This is a genomic window from Microbacterium natoriense (assembly GCF_030816295.1).
GTDB classification, from domain to species: domain Bacteria; phylum Actinomycetota; class Actinomycetes; order Actinomycetales; family Microbacteriaceae; genus Microbacterium; species Microbacterium natoriense_A.
In genome coordinates, this window is record NZ_JAUSXV010000001.1 from 1,610,242 (window position 1) to 1,625,035 (window position 14,794).

General features: G+C 68.2%; 4 protein-coding genes. 3 read left to right on the forward strand and 1 reads right to left on the reverse strand.

The annotated features are described in order from the left end of the window. The first annotated feature begins 326 nt into the window (after window positions 1-326). Both QFZ53_RS07360 and QFZ53_RS07365 read left to right on the forward strand, forming a co-directional pair. Complete coding sequence (locus QFZ53_RS07360; protein ID WP_307295048.1) at window positions 327-9,341, forward strand: hypothetical protein; 9,015 nt, start codon at window positions 327-329, stop codon at window positions 9,339-9,341. A gap of 1,634 nt (window positions 9,342-10,975) precedes the next feature. Continuing rightward, window positions 10,976-11,599, forward strand: a complete 624-nt coding sequence (locus QFZ53_RS07365) for a class F sortase (protein ID WP_307295050.1) — start codon at window positions 10,976-10,978, stop codon at window positions 11,597-11,599. A gap of 519 nt (window positions 11,600-12,118) precedes the next feature. Here QFZ53_RS07365 and QFZ53_RS19845 read toward each other — a convergent pair. Then, on the reverse strand, window positions 12,119-13,687 hold the full coding sequence (locus tag QFZ53_RS19845; protein ID WP_373426251.1) for a helix-turn-helix domain-containing protein: 1,569 nt from the start codon (window positions 13,685-13,687) through the stop codon (window positions 12,119-12,121). A 48-nt stretch (window positions 13,688-13,735) separates the two neighbouring features. Between QFZ53_RS19845 and fepB the strand changes: the two genes are divergently transcribed. Then, window positions 13,736-14,731, forward strand: coding sequence for a Fe2+-enterobactin ABC transporter substrate-binding protein (fepB, locus tag QFZ53_RS07370; protein ID WP_307295051.1), 996 nt, complete (start codon window positions 13,736-13,738; stop codon window positions 14,729-14,731). Window positions 14,732-14,794: the final 63 nt, after the last annotated feature.

Here is a 14,794-nt window from a genome sequence, read left to right on the forward strand (position 1 = left end):
ATGGGAGAGTCGGGACGGCGATACCGGCGGCTGATCTTGATGTTGCAGTCCTAGGGCCAGAAACTGTTCAGCCAGGCGCTGAGTTCAGCTGGGATGTTCGCGTTAGGAACCTTCCTGCGAGCTCACCGTCGCATGGACTTGTCCTCGAGCATGTGATTCCCGAGAATGTCGCAAACGCGCGGCTTACGTCTACAGACCCGGAGTGCTCCTTGGTCGGCAGGGATCTGGTATGCAAGCGCGAGCCCAGCGGATTCTCAGTGTCAACTGGGGATGACAACTTTGTGGCGGCGCTCACCTCAGTAGGTGGGGTAGGTTCTCCTGCTTCGGTGCTTCGGGCAGAGCAGCAGTTCACGGTGACGCTGACGGCGACTGCACCAGAGGCTGCTGGGGCGACAATCGTAAATACGGCCAAGGTCTCGGGTGTCGATGCTGACGTTGACACCACGAACAACACGGCGACTCTAGTCACTGAAGTCGTCGATAACGATGCGAACACGAACGCGTCGGCGTCGGCTGCGGCGGATTCGAACGCGAACCCGGCTGCTCAGGCGGCGGCGATGGCGGATGCGACCACGAGTGCGTCGGCGGCTGCTGATGTGTCGGCTTCGGCGGCGGCGTTGGCTGCGGCGAAGACGGATGCGTCGACGGATGCGACCACGGATGCGACGACGGAGACCTCTGCGCAGGCAGCGGCTGTGGCGTCGGCTCAGGCGGATGCGTCGTCGCAGACAGCGGCGACCGCGTCGGCTCAGGCGAACGCGGATGCGTCGTCGGCTGCTCAGGCGGCGGCGATCGCGGATGCGTCGGTGGATGCGTCGGTGAACCACGATGCGAACACGAACGCGTCGGCGTCGGCTGCGGCGGATTCGAACGCGAACCCGGCTGCTCAGGCGGCGGCGATGGCGGATGCGACCACGAGTGCGTCGGCGGCTGCTGATGTGTCGGCTTCGGCGGCGGCGTTGGCTGCGGCGAAGACGGATGCGTCGACGGATGCGACCACGGATGCGACGACGGAGACCTCTGCGCAGGCAGCGGCTGTGGCGTCGGCTCAGGCGGATGCGTCGTCGCAGACAGCGGCGACCGCGTCGGCTCAGGCGAACGCGGATGCGTCGTCGGCTGCTCAGGCGGCGGCGATCGCGGATGCGTCGGTGGATGCGTCGGTGAACCACGATGCGAACACGAACGCGTCGGCGTCGGCTGCGGCGGATTCGAACGCGAACCCGGCTGCTCAGGCGGCGGCGATGGCGGATGCGACCACGAGTGCGTCGGCGGCTGCTGATGTGTCGGCTTCGGCGGCGGCGTTGGCTGCGGCGAAGACGGATGCGTCGACGGATGCGACCACGGATGCGACGACGGAGACCTCTGCGCAGGCAGCGGCTGTGGCGTCGGCTCAGGCGGATGCGTCGTCGCAGACAGCGGCGACCGCGTCGGCTCAGGCGAACGCGGATGCGTCGTCGGCTGCTCAGGCGGCGGCGATCGCGGATGCGTCGGTGGATGCGTCGGTGAACCACGATGCGAACACGAACGCGTCGGCGTCGGCTGCGGCGGATTCGAACGCGAACCCGGCTGCTCAGGCGGCGGCGATGGCGGATGCGACCACGAGTGCGTCGGCGGCTGCTGATGTGTCGGCTTCGGCGGCGGCGTTGGCTGCGGCGAAGACGGATGCGTCGACGGATGCGACCACGGATGCGACGACGGAGACCTCTGCGCAGGCAGCGGCTGTGGCGTCGGCTCAGGCGGATGCGTCGTCGCAGACAGCGGCGACCGCGTCGGCTCAGGCGAACGCGGATGCGTCGTCGGCTGCTCAGGCGGCGGCGATCGCGGATGCGTCGGTGGATGCGTCGGTGAACCACGATGCGAACACGAACGCGTCGGCGTCGGCTGCGGCGGATTCGAACGCGAACCCGGCTGCTCAGGCGGCGGCGATGGCGGATGCGACCACGAGTGCGTCGGCGGCTGCTGATGTGTCGGCTTCGGCGGCGGCGTTGGCTGCGGCGAAGACGGATGCGTCGACGGATGCGACCACGGATGCGACGACGGAGACCTCTGCGCAGGCAGCGGCTGTGGCGTCGGCTCAGGCGGATGCGTCGTCGCAGACAGCGGCGACCGCGTCGGCTCAGGCGAACGCGGATGCGTCGTCGGCTGCTCAGGCGGCGGCGATCGCGGATGCGTCGGTGGATGCGTCGGTGAACCACGATGCGAACACGAACGCGTCGGCGTCGGCTGCGGCGGATTCGAACGCGAACCCGGCTGCTCAGGCGGCGGCGATGGCGGATGCGACCACGAGTGCGTCGGCGGCTGCTGATGTGTCGGCTTCGGCGGCGGCGTTGGCTGCGGCGAAGACGGATGCGTCGACGGATGCGACCACGGATGCGACGACGGAGACCTCTGCGCAGGCAGCGGCTGTGGCGTCGGCTCAGGCGGATGCGTCGTCGCAGACAGCGGCGACCGCGTCGGCTCAGGCGAACGCGGATGCGTCGTCGGCTGCTCAGGCGGCGGCGATCGCGGATGCGTCGGTGGATGCGTCGGTGAACCACGATGCGAACACGAACGCGTCGGCGTCGGCTGCGGCGGATTCGAACGCGAACCCGGCTGCTCAGGCGGCGGCGATGGCGGATGCGACCACGAGTGCGTCGGCGGCTGCTGATGTGTCGGCTTCGGCGGCGGCGTTGGCTGCGGCGAAGACGGATGCGTCGACGGATGCGACCACGGATGCGACGACGGAGACCTCTGCGCAGGCAGCGGCTGTGGCGTCGGCTCAGGCGGATGCGTCGTCGCAGACAGCGGCGACCGCGTCGGCTCAGGCGAACGCGGATGCGTCGTCGGCTGCTCAGGCGGCGGCGATCGCGGATGCGTCGGTGGATGCGTCGGTGAACCACGATGCGAACACGAACGCGTCGGCGTCGGCTGCGGCGGATTCGAACGCGAACCCGGCTGCTCAGGCGGCGGCGATGGCGGATGCGACCACGAGTGCGTCGGCGGCTGCTGATGTGTCGGCTTCGGCGGCGGCGTTGGCTGCGGCGAAGACGGATGCGTCGACGGATGCGACCACGGATGCGACGACGGAGACCTCTGCGCAGGCAGCGGCTGTGGCGTCGGCTCAGGCGGATGCGTCGTCGCAGACAGCGGCGACCGCGTCGGCTCAGGCGAACGCGGATGCGTCGTCGGCTGCTCAGGCGGCGGCGATCGCGGATGCGTCGGTGGATGCGTCGGTGAACCACGATGCGAACACGAACGCGTCGGCGTCGGCTGCGGCGGATTCGAACGCGAACCCGGCTGCTCAGGCGGCGGCGATGGCGGATGCGACCACGAGTGCGTCGGCGGCTGCTGATGTGTCGGCTTCGGCGGCGGCGTTGGCTGCGGCGAAGACGGATGCGTCGACGGATGCGACCACGGATGCGACGACGGAGACCTCTGCGCAGGCAGCGGCTGTGGCGTCGGCTCAGGCGGATGCGTCGTCGCAGACAGCGGCGACCGCGTCGGCTCAGGCGAACGCGGATGCGTCGTCGGCTGCTCAGGCGGCGGCGATCGCGGATGCGTCGGTGGATGCGTCGGTGAACCACGATGCGAACACGAACGCGTCGGCGTCGGCTGCGGCGGATTCGAACGCGAACCCGGCTGCTCAGGCGGCGGCGATGGCGGATGCGACCACGAGTGCGTCGGCGGCTGCTGATGTGTCGGCTTCGGCGGCGGCGTTGGCTGCGGCGAAGACGGATGCGTCGACGGATGCGACCACGGATGCGACGACGGAGACCTCTGCGCAGGCAGCGGCTGTGGCGTCGGCTCAGGCGGATGCGTCGTCGCAGACAGCGGCGACCGCGTCGGCTCAGGCGAACGCGGATGCGTCGTCGGCTGCTCAGGCGGCGGCGATCGCGGATGCGTCGGTGGATGCGTCGGTGAACCACGATGCGAACACGAACGCGTCGGCGTCGGCTGCGGCGGATTCGAACGCGAACCCGGCTGCTCAGGCGGCGGCGATGGCGGATGCGACCACGAGTGCGTCGGCGGCTGCTGATGTGTCGGCTTCGGCGGCGGCGTTGGCTGCGGCGAAGACGGATGCGTCGACGGATGCGACCACGGATGCGACGACGGAGACCTCTGCGCAGGCAGCGGCTGTGGCGTCGGCTCAGGCGGATGCGTCGTCGCAGACAGCGGCGACCGCGTCGGCTCAGGCGAACGCGGATGCGTCGTCGGCTGCTCAGGCGGCGGCGATCGCGGATGCGTCGGTGGATGCGTCGGTGAACCACGATGCGAACACGAACGCGTCGGCGTCGGCTGCGGCGGATTCGAACGCGAACCCGGCTGCTCAGGCGGCGGCGATGGCGGATGCGACCACGAGTGCGTCGGCGGCTGCTGATGTGTCGGCTTCGGCGGCGGCGTTGGCTGCGGCGAAGACGGATGCGTCGACGGATGCGACCACGGATGCGACGACGGAGACCTCTGCGCAGGCAGCGGCTGTGGCGTCGGCTCAGGCGGATGCGTCGTCGCAGACAGCGGCGACCGCGTCGGCTCAGGCGAACGCGGATGCGTCGTCGGCTGCTCAGGCGGCGGCGATCGCGGATGCGTCGGTGGATGCGTCGGTGAACCACGATGCGAACACGAACGCGTCGGCGTCGGCTGCGGCGGATTCGAACGCGAACCCGGCTGCTCAGGCGGCGGCGATGGCGGATGCGACCACGAGTGCGTCGGCGGCTGCTGATGTGTCGGCTTCGGCGGCGGCGTTGGCTGCGGCGAAGACGGATGCGTCGACGGATGCGACCACGGATGCGACGACGGAGACCTCTGCGCAGGCAGCGGCTGTGGCGTCGGCTCAGGCGGATGCGTCGTCGCAGACAGCGGCGACCGCGTCGGCTCAGGCGAACGCGGATGCGTCGTCGGCTGCTCAGGCGGCGGCGATCGCGGATGCGTCGGTGGATGCGTCGGTGAACCACGATGCGAACACGAACGCGTCGGCGTCGGCTGCGGCGGATTCGAACGCGAACCCGGCTGCTCAGGCGGCGGCGATGGCGGATGCGACCACGAGTGCGTCGGCGGCTGCTGATGTGTCGGCTTCGGCGGCGGCGTTGGCTGCGGCGAAGACGGATGCGTCGACGGATGCGACCACGGATGCGACGACGGAGACCTCTGCGCAGGCAGCGGCTGTGGCGTCGGCTCAGGCGGATGCGTCGTCGCAGACAGCGGCGACCGCGTCGGCTCAGGCGAACGCGGATGCGTCGTCGGCTGCTCAGGCGGCGGCGATCGCGGATGCGTCGGTGGATGCGTCGGTGAACCACGATGCGAACACGAACGCGTCGGCGTCGGCTGCGGCGGATTCGAACGCGAACCCGGCTGCTCAGGCGGCGGCGATGGCGGATGCGACCACGAGTGCGTCGGCGGCTGCTGATGTGTCGGCTTCGGCGGCGGCGTTGGCTGCGGCGAAGACGGATGCGTCGACGGATGCGACCACGGATGCGACGACGGAGACCTCTGCGCAGGCAGCGGCTGTGGCGTCGGCTCAGGCGGATGCGTCGTCGCAGACAGCGGCGACCGCGTCGGCTCAGGCGAACGCGGATGCGTCGTCGGCTGCTCAGGCGGCGGCGATCGCGGATGCGTCGGTGGATGCGTCGGTGAACCACGATGCGAACACGAACGCGTCGGCGTCGGCTGCGGCGGATTCGAACGCGAACCCGGCTGCTCAGGCGGCGGCGATGGCGGATGCGACCACGAGTGCGTCGGCGGCTGCTGATGTGTCGGCTTCGGCGGCGGCGTTGGCTGCGGCGAAGACGGATGCGTCGACGGATGCGACCACGGATGCGACGACGGAGACCTCTGCGCAGGCAGCGGCTGTGGCGTCGGCTCAGGCGGATGCGTCGTCGCAGACAGCGGCGACCGCGTCGGCTCAGGCGAACGCGGATGCGTCGTCGGCTGCTCAGGCGGCGGCGATCGCGGATGCGTCGGTGGATGCGTCGGTGAACCACGATGCGAACACGAACGCGTCGGCGTCGGCTGCGGCGGATTCGAACGCGAACCCGGCTGCTCAGGCGGCGGCGATGGCGGATGCGACCACGAGTGCGTCGGCGGCTGCTGATGTGTCGGCTTCGGCGGCGGCGTTGGCTGCGGCGAAGACGGATGCGTCGACGGATGCGACCACGGATGCGACGACGGAGACCTCTGCGCAGGCAGCGGCTGTGGCGTCGGCTCAGGCGGATGCGTCGTCGCAGACAGCGGCGACCGCGTCGGCTCAGGCGAACGCGGATGCGTCGTCGGCTGCTCAGGCGGCGGCGATCGCGGATGCGTCGGTGGATGCGTCGGTGAACCACGATGCGAACACGAACGCGTCGGCGTCGGCTGCGGCGGATTCGAACGCGAACCCGGCTGCTCAGGCGGCGGCGATGGCGGATGCGACCACGAGTGCGTCGGCGGCTGCTGATGTGTCGGCTTCGGCGGCGGCGTTGGCTGCGGCGAAGACGGATGCGTCGACGGATGCGACCACGGATGCGACGACGGAGACCTCTGCGCAGGCAGCGGCTGTGGCGTCGGCTCAGGCGGATGCGTCGTCGCAGACAGCGGCGACCGCGTCGGCTCAGGCGAACGCGGATGCGTCGTCGGCTGCTCAGGCGGCGGCGATCGCGGATGCGTCGGTGGATGCGTCGGTGAACCACGATGCGAACACGAACGCGTCGGCGTCGGCTGCGGCGGATTCGAACGCGAACCCGGCTGCTCAGGCGGCGGCGATGGCGGATGCGACCACGAGTGCGTCGGCGGCTGCTGATGTGTCGGCTTCGGCGGCGGCGTTGGCTGCGGCGAAGACGGATGCGTCGACGGATGCGACCACGGATGCGACGACGGAGACCTCTGCGCAGGCAGCGGCTGTGGCGTCGGCTCAGGCGGATGCGTCGTCGCAGACAGCGGCGACCGCGTCGGCTCAGGCGAACGCGGATGCGTCGTCGGCTGCTCAGGCGGCGGCGATCGCGGATGCGTCGGTGGATGCGTCGGTGAACCACGATGCGAACACGAACGCGTCGGCGTCGGCTGCGGCGGATTCGAACGCGAACCCGGCTGCTCAGGCGGCGGCGATGGCGGATGCGACCACGAGTGCGTCGGCGGCTGCTGATGTGTCGGCTTCGGCGGCGGCGTTGGCTGCGGCGAAGACGGATGCGTCGACGGATGCGACCACGGATGCGACGACGGAGACCTCTGCGCAGGCAGCGGCTGTGGCGTCGGCTCAGGCGGATGCGTCGTCGCAGACAGCGGCGACCGCGTCGGCTCAGGCGAACGCGGATGCGTCGTCGGCTGCTCAGGCGGCGGCGATCGCGGATGCGTCGGTGGATGCGTCGGTGAACCACGATGCGAACACGAACGCGTCGGCGTCGGCTGCGGCGGATTCGAACGCGAACCCGGCTGCTCAGGCGGCGGCGATGGCGGATGCGACCACGAGTGCGTCGGCGGCTGCTGATGTGTCGGCTTCGGCGGCGGCGTTGGCTGCGGCGAAGACGGATGCGTCGACGGATGCGACCACGGATGCGACGACGGAGACCTCTGCGCAGGCAGCGGCTGTGGCGTCGGCTCAGGCGGATGCGTCGTCGCAGACAGCGGCGACCGCGTCGGCTCAGGCGAACGCGGATGCGTCGTCGGCTGCTCAGGCGGCGGCGATCGCGGATGCGTCGGTGGATGCGTCGGTGAACCACGATGCGAACACGAACGCGTCGGCGTCGGCTGCGGCGGATTCGAACGCGAACCCGGCTGCTCAGGCGGCGGCGATGGCGGATGCGACCACGAGTGCGTCGGCGGCTGCTGATGTGTCGGCTTCGGCGGCGGCGTTGGCTGCGGCGAAGACGGATGCGTCGACGGATGCGACCACGGATGCGACGACGGAGACCTCTGCGCAGGCAGCGGCTGTGGCGTCGGCTCAGGCGGATGCGTCGTCGCAGACAGCGGCGACCGCGTCGGCTCAGGCGAACGCGGATGCGTCGTCGGCTGCTCAGGCGGCGGCGATCGCGGATGCGTCGGTGGATGCGTCGGTGAACCACGATGCGAACACGAACGCGTCGGCGTCGGCTGCGGCGGATTCGAACGCGAACCCGGCTGCTCAGGCGGCGGCGATGGCGGATGCGACCACGAGTGCGTCGGCGGCTGCTGATGTGTCGGCTTCGGCGGCGGCGTTGGCTGCGGCGAAGACGGATGCGTCGACGGATGCGACCACGGATGCGACGACGGAGACCTCTGCGCAGGCAGCGGCTGTGGCGTCGGCTCAGGCGGATGCGTCGTCGCAGACAGCGGCGACCGCGTCGGCTCAGGCGAACGCGGATGCGTCGTCGGCTGCTCAGGCGGCGGCGATCGCGGATGCGTCGGTGGATGCGTCGGTGAACCACGATGCGAACACGAACGCGTCGGCGTCGGCTGCGGCGGATTCGAACGCGAACCCGGCTGCTCAGGCGGCGGCGATGGCGGATGCGACCACGAGTGCGTCGGCGGCTGCTGATGTGTCGGCTTCGGCGGCGGCGTTGGCTGCGGCGAAGACGGATGCGTCGACGGATGCGACCACGGATGCGACGACGGAGACCTCTGCGCAGGCAGCGGCTGTGGCGTCGGCTCAGGCGGATGCGTCGTCGCAGACAGCGGCGACCGCGTCGGCTCAGGCGAACGCGGATGCGTCGTCGGCTGCTCAGGCGGCGGCGATCGCGGATGCGTCGGTGGATGCGTCGGTGAACCACGATGCGAACACGAACGCGTCGGCGTCGGCTGCGGCGGATTCGAACGCGAACCCGGCTGCTCAGGCGGCGGCGATGGCGGATGCGACCACGAGTGCGTCGGCGGCTGCTGATGTGTCGGCTTCGGCGGCGGCGTTGGCTGCGGCGAAGACGGATGCGTCGACGGATGCGACCACGGATGCGACGACGGAGACCTCTGCGCAGGCAGCGGCTGTGGCGTCGGCTCAGGCGGATGCGTCGTCGCAGACAGCGGCGACCGCGTCGGCTCAGGCGAACGCGGATGCGTCGTCGGCTGCTCAGGCGGCGGCGATCGCGGATGCGTCGGTGGATGCGTCGGTGAACCACGATGCGAACACGAACGCGTCGGCGTCGGCTGCGGCGGATTCGAACGCGAACCCGGCTGCTCAGGCGGCGGCGATGGCGGATGCGACCACGAGTGGATGCTGCGTCGGCTTCGACGGACGGATGCGTCGACGGATGCGACCACGGATGCGACGACGGAGACCTCTGCGCAGGCAGCGGCTGTGGCGTCGGCTCAGGCGGATGCGTCGTCGCAGACAGCGGCGACCGCGTCGGCTCAGGCGAACGCGGATGCGTCGTCGGCTGCTCAGGCGGCGGCGATCGCGGATGCGTCGGTGGATGCGTCGGTGAACCACGATGCGAACACGAACGCGTCGGCGTCGGCTGCGGCGGATTCGAACGCGAACCCGGCTGCTCAGGCGGCGGCGATGGCGGATGCGACCACGAGTGCGTCGGCGGCTGCTGATGTGTCGGCTTCGGCGGCGGCGTTGGCTGCGGCGAAGACGGATGCGTCGACGGATGCGACCACGGATGCGACGACGGAGACCTCTGCGCAGGCAGCGGCTGTGGCGTCGGCTCAGGCGGATGCGTCGTCGCAGACAGCGGCGACCGCGTCGGCTCAGGCGAACGCGGATGCGTCGTCGGCTGCTCAGGCGGCGGCGATCGCGGATGCGTCGGTGGATGCGTCGGTGAACCACGATGCGAACACGAACGCGTCGGCGTCGGCTGCGGCGGATTCGAACGCGAACCCGGCTGCTCAGGCGGCGGCGATGGCGGATGCGACCACGAGTGCGTCGGCGGCTGCTGATGTGTCGGCTTCGGCGGCGGCGTTGGCTGCGGCGAAGACGGATGCGTCGACGGATGCGACCACGGATGCGACGACGGAGACCTCTGCGCAGGCAGCGGCTGTGGCGTCGGCTCAGGCGGATGCGTCGTCGCAGACAGCGGCGACCGCGTCGGCTCAGGCGAACGCGGATGCGTCGTCGGCTGCTCAGGCGGCGGCGATCGCGGATGCGTCGGTGGATGCGTCGGTGAACCACGATGCGAACACGAACGCGTCGGCGTCGGCTGCGGCGGATTCGAACGCGAACCCGGCTGCTCAGGCGGCGGCGATGGCGGATGCGACCACGAGTGCGTCGGCGGCTGCTGATGTGTCGGCTTCGGCGGCGGCGTTGGCTGCGGCGAAGACGGATGCGTCGACGGATGCGACCACGGATGCGACGACGGAGACCTCTGCGCAGGCAGCGGCTGTGGCGTCGGCTCAGGCGGATGCGTCGTCGCAGACAGCGGCGACCGCGTCGGCTCAGGCGAACGCGGATGCGTCGTCGGCTGCTCAGGCGGCGGCGATCGCGGATGCGTCGGTGGATGCGTCGGTGAACCACGATGCGAACACGAACGCGTCGGCGTCGGCTGCGGCGGATTCGAACGCGAACCCGGCTGCTCAGGCGGCGGCGATGGCGGATGCGACCACGAGTGCGTCGGCGGCTGCTGATGTGTCGGCTTCGGCGGCGGCGTTGGCTGCGGCGAAGACGGATGCGTCGACGGATGCGACCACGGATGCGACGACGGAGACCTCTGCGCAGGCAGCGGCTGTGGCGTCGGCTCAGGCGGATGCGTCGTCGCAGACAGCGGCGACCGCGTCGGCTCAGGCGAACGCGGATGCGTCGTCGGCTGCTCAGGCGGCGGCGATCGCGGATGCGTCGGTGGATGCGTCGGTGAACCACGATGCGAACACGAACGCGTCGGCGTCGGCTGCGGCGGATTCGAACGCGAACGCGTCGGGGGCTCTCGTGAACACGGGAGGCGTGGCCGTTCCTGCAGATCAGTTCTTCATCTGGATCTCGATTGCCTTGATGTTGTTCGGAACCGCAGCTGCCGGGTTTGCCGTGACAGCACGTCGACGGTCGAATCGCTGAGCGACTGCGTTGGGGGCCAGCATCTAAAGCTGGCCCCCAATTACGCGTCGCGCGACCAGTAAGGGAACCATGATCAAGGACAGATCCACAAGCTGGATCACAAGCACGATGATGGTGATTGGCGGAGTTGCGGTGCTGCTGGGAGCAGCTGTCCTTAGCTGGTCGGTTGTAGCTACGCCCGATGGGCCAAGGGACCTAAACGGCAATTTGGTCCTCTTCGATGAGGATCCCCCGCCGCCGGCCGATCTGCAACCGACCGCCGACGGGCTCCGCCTGCGTGTTCCCCAAGTGGAACTGGAAGTCGGAGTAGGGGAGATGCACAGCGTGGGTGGGCAGGTAACACCTCCGGACTTCACGAACGCCTACATCGTTCGCGATCTTGGCGGGTCTGGGCCCGGCGATTCTGTGTATATCGCCATGCACTCTCTCCGAGGGGGTGGCGTCGCTCCAGGAAACTCGCTCTTTGATGCAGATTCGCAGCAGGCGCTCGTCGCGGTGGGATCCGCGATCTACTTGGATGGCGTCGAGTACAGGATCACCCAGACGCGAAACGTACTGAAGAAGGAGCTTCCCTCGGATGGAATATGGGATCAACCCGCAGGGACGTTGACCTTAATCACCTGTCTGCAGGAGATCGATGGGAGAGCATCAACCATGAACTTTGTCGTGACCGCAAGCCTGGTTGCCGGATAACAAGGAGGCAGGGCATCGGACCCAAGAGCTACCTTTGAGTCGGTGAGATGGGGTCGAGACGCCTGCTATCTCAATTCACAGTCGGGGTAGACCGTCCAGCGGCGCGTCCTGGTGCCCGGGGGAGTAGAGGCGAGATTGGACGGTCCGGCCTCGACATCGACGAGGCTGACAGGATGCGGGGCGTCCAACCTCGCGGGCGGCCGGGATGCGGGGCTGACGGGCAGACAGGCACACGTTCCCGTCGCTGTCACGGTGGCCGAGGACTGGAGTCCTGATTGAAGTTGACATTCCCAGACGTGCAGGATTTCTCGACAGGGTGAGAAGATATGCACCTGCGTCACCATAAGCGCTATGTGCGCGACCAGTGGATAGGCGATGAACAGCAGCGAACTGGGTATCTCGACATTGGCTCCCTGAGCGGAATCGCGAAAGGTGAACACCTGTCTTCCGATCCGAGCGCTACATCTGCTTTAGGTTTCTCGTTCTCACATGGCCGTTGTCTATTCGTTGCCGTGTAGGTCAGTCTGATCTGCCGAAACCAGAGTGTCGCATGGATGCGCGATACCAACGTCCTGCCTCGCTCCGCGGAGGCGTGCTCGCCAGCACTGACTGCGGAGTAAGACCGTGCGTCTGTCTGAATGCGCGGGAGAACGCTGGGAGGTGCGCGTATCCCAGCTGCCGCGACACCGTGCTCGCACTTACCCCACGGTGAAGTTGGGCTCGCGCGCTGGACATCCGCACGGCGCGGATCCAGCGTGCAAAGCTCATTCCGGCACGTTCGTTCACGATACGGCTGAGCTCCCGTTCACGTAGCCCCGCCCAGTGAGCGCACTCGGCGAGGCTGGTCTGCACCTCACCCGTTGAGATCGCGCCCGCGAGGACGGAGAGGCATACATCATCGCCGAGAGGCTCCTCCGACGTCGAGAGTCTCCATACGCGATCGAAGCCCGCATGGCTATCTGACGCATAAGGGTGAACCGTCGTATACGCGGACACCATAGCGTGGACTAGATCCAGAACGTCGTCGTGATCGATCACGACTGGAATGATCGGGGCTCCGGTGCGCTTTGACCGGACCGGACGGTATCCAACGGGAAGCAGCAAGGAACCAGGAAACAGTTGGATACTGTTCGGCGTACCGGCCGGGAGCACCATGGCCTGCCCCGCGATCATCCGCTGCTGTCGCTCACCTATCTTGACTACGGCAGCCCCGCGCGCGACCCAGACCGCCACGTGCACACCGTTGACGCGCAGCCAGGTGCGGTCGGCTGGCACCAACGACGCTGCCGGCGGCGCGCCCAACCTGATGCTGCCGTTGCCCGCCCCCTGGCGTCGATGCCAGGCCCCCGGCGTAACGCCCGTGTGCGCACGGAACCTGCGAGCGAATCCGCTCGCCGTGCAGTACCCGCTTAGTTGCGCAACGGTCGCAACCTCGTGCCCTGCGGAGAGGAGGTCCGCAGCGAGCATCATGCGGTGGGTCCTCGCCCACTGCTGCGGCGTCTGACCTGTCTCAGTCACAAACCGGCGCCGGAGGGTGCGGGAGCTCCATCCTGCCCCAGCCCCCACAACACCTGAGATCGATATCGCGGGAGACGCCTTCAACGCTGCGGCAACACCAATCAGATCCTCAGAGGTGGGAAAACGGGGCTCGTTGAGGACGCCTCCACGGGGGCCGACCGCATCGAGCTCCGCTTGCAGACATGCGCGGCTCACACCTCCCTCCAGGTGGCCGAGCGCTTCCCCAAACGCGTGCAGGATCCAGGGCTGCCAGGACTGCGGTAGCACCACCATGAAGGCACCTGCCGCTTCACTGACCGTGACCCCCGGAACCGGTACAACAACATCGCGACGTCCCAGGCTTACATGTACGCGGCTCCCCGCGGACACCCAGAGGCCTTCGCCCTCGACGATCGCGTACGCGATCTCCTCGACGAGGATCTGCGCACTGCCCCGCAAGCAACAATGCAACACGGGCTCCGCTAGGCGGTTTGAGGCAGCGACGGGAACTGGTAACACGATGACACTTTCGGAAAGGCCGATCAGGTAAGGCTTAGCTAACTTCGAGTTTATGGGATGTGTCGCCGCCATCGTTTGGTTGGATCATCTCCCCACTCCCCGAACATAGGAATCACTCTCATGCGCTCAGGCCTACTCGCCATCGCCACAGTCACCGCCCTTTCGGCGACCGCCCTGGGCGGGTGCGCAACTGTCGCGCCTGCCCAGAAAATCGAAGTATCGTCCACTGCTGCTGGGCTGTGGCCGCGAACAGTCCAGCACGATTCGGGGGTGACGACGATCGACGAGAAGCCGGCGCGCATTGTCTCCGTCTCGCCATCAATCACGGGAAGCTTGCTCGCCCTCGGGGCTCCGATCGCCGCCACAGCCGCTGCCACTGTTTCGCCTCTGACCGACGATAAGGGGTTCTTTACGCAGTGGGCCTCGATCGCTGACAGCCGTGACGTTGAGGTGCTGTACAGCGATCTTGAACTCGACCTCGACGCCATCGACCTGTTTGAGCCCGACCTCATCATCGGATCCGTTAACGGGGGCGATGCCAGCCTCGAGGCTTACGACCAACTCAGTGAGATCGCGCCGACGGTGCTGTTGGACTATGGGACAGCCACCTGGCAGGAACTCACCACGGAGCTTGGTGACATCACCGGGCTTGAGAAGGAGTCCGCCACGACGATCACCGAGTATGACGCGTGGGTGGACGAGCAAGCGAACGGTTTCAGCCTGCCGAAACAGCCGGTGACAGCGGCGGTATACATGGGCGCCGAAGGCATGTGGGCGTTCGGTGCCGACAGCCCCCAGGCACAGTTGCTGACGGACCTGGGATTCACCTATGAGGAAGCCGCAGAGAAGTTCCGCAGCGAGAAGGGCGGCGCGAATGGTATCGACGTCCTCACCGCGGAGAATGCTGCGAGTGGTCTCGCAGGATCTCAAACACTGTTCCTGGTTGCGATGGGTGGCGGCGATCCCGTGGCACAGTTCACGGGGGACCCCCTCCTTGCGAATCAGCCTGCAGTCGCGGCTGAACGTGTGCACTCGCTGGGCACCGAGGCGTTCCGTCTCGACTACTACAGTGCGCGGAGCACCGTGAAGCTGATCGTTGACACCTTTTCCCAGTGACCATGCCGACAAAGGCAATGCAGTGGCAGAGCGGCTCTGTCTCACGCCCACGTTCTCGCTCGC

Excerpts from the sequence above, each read along its gene's own strand:
- QFZ53_RS07365 (WP_307295050.1), top strand. The coding sequence starts at position 10,976 with ATGATCAAGGACAGATCCACAAGCTGGATCACAAGCACGATGATGGTG.
- QFZ53_RS19845 (WP_373426251.1), bottom strand. The coding sequence starts at position 13,687 with ATGGCGGCGACACATCCCATAAACTCGAAGTTAGCTAAGCCTTACCTG.
- fepB (WP_307295051.1), top strand. The coding sequence starts at position 13,736 with ATGCGCTCAGGCCTACTCGCCATCGCCACAGTCACCGCCCTTTCGGCG.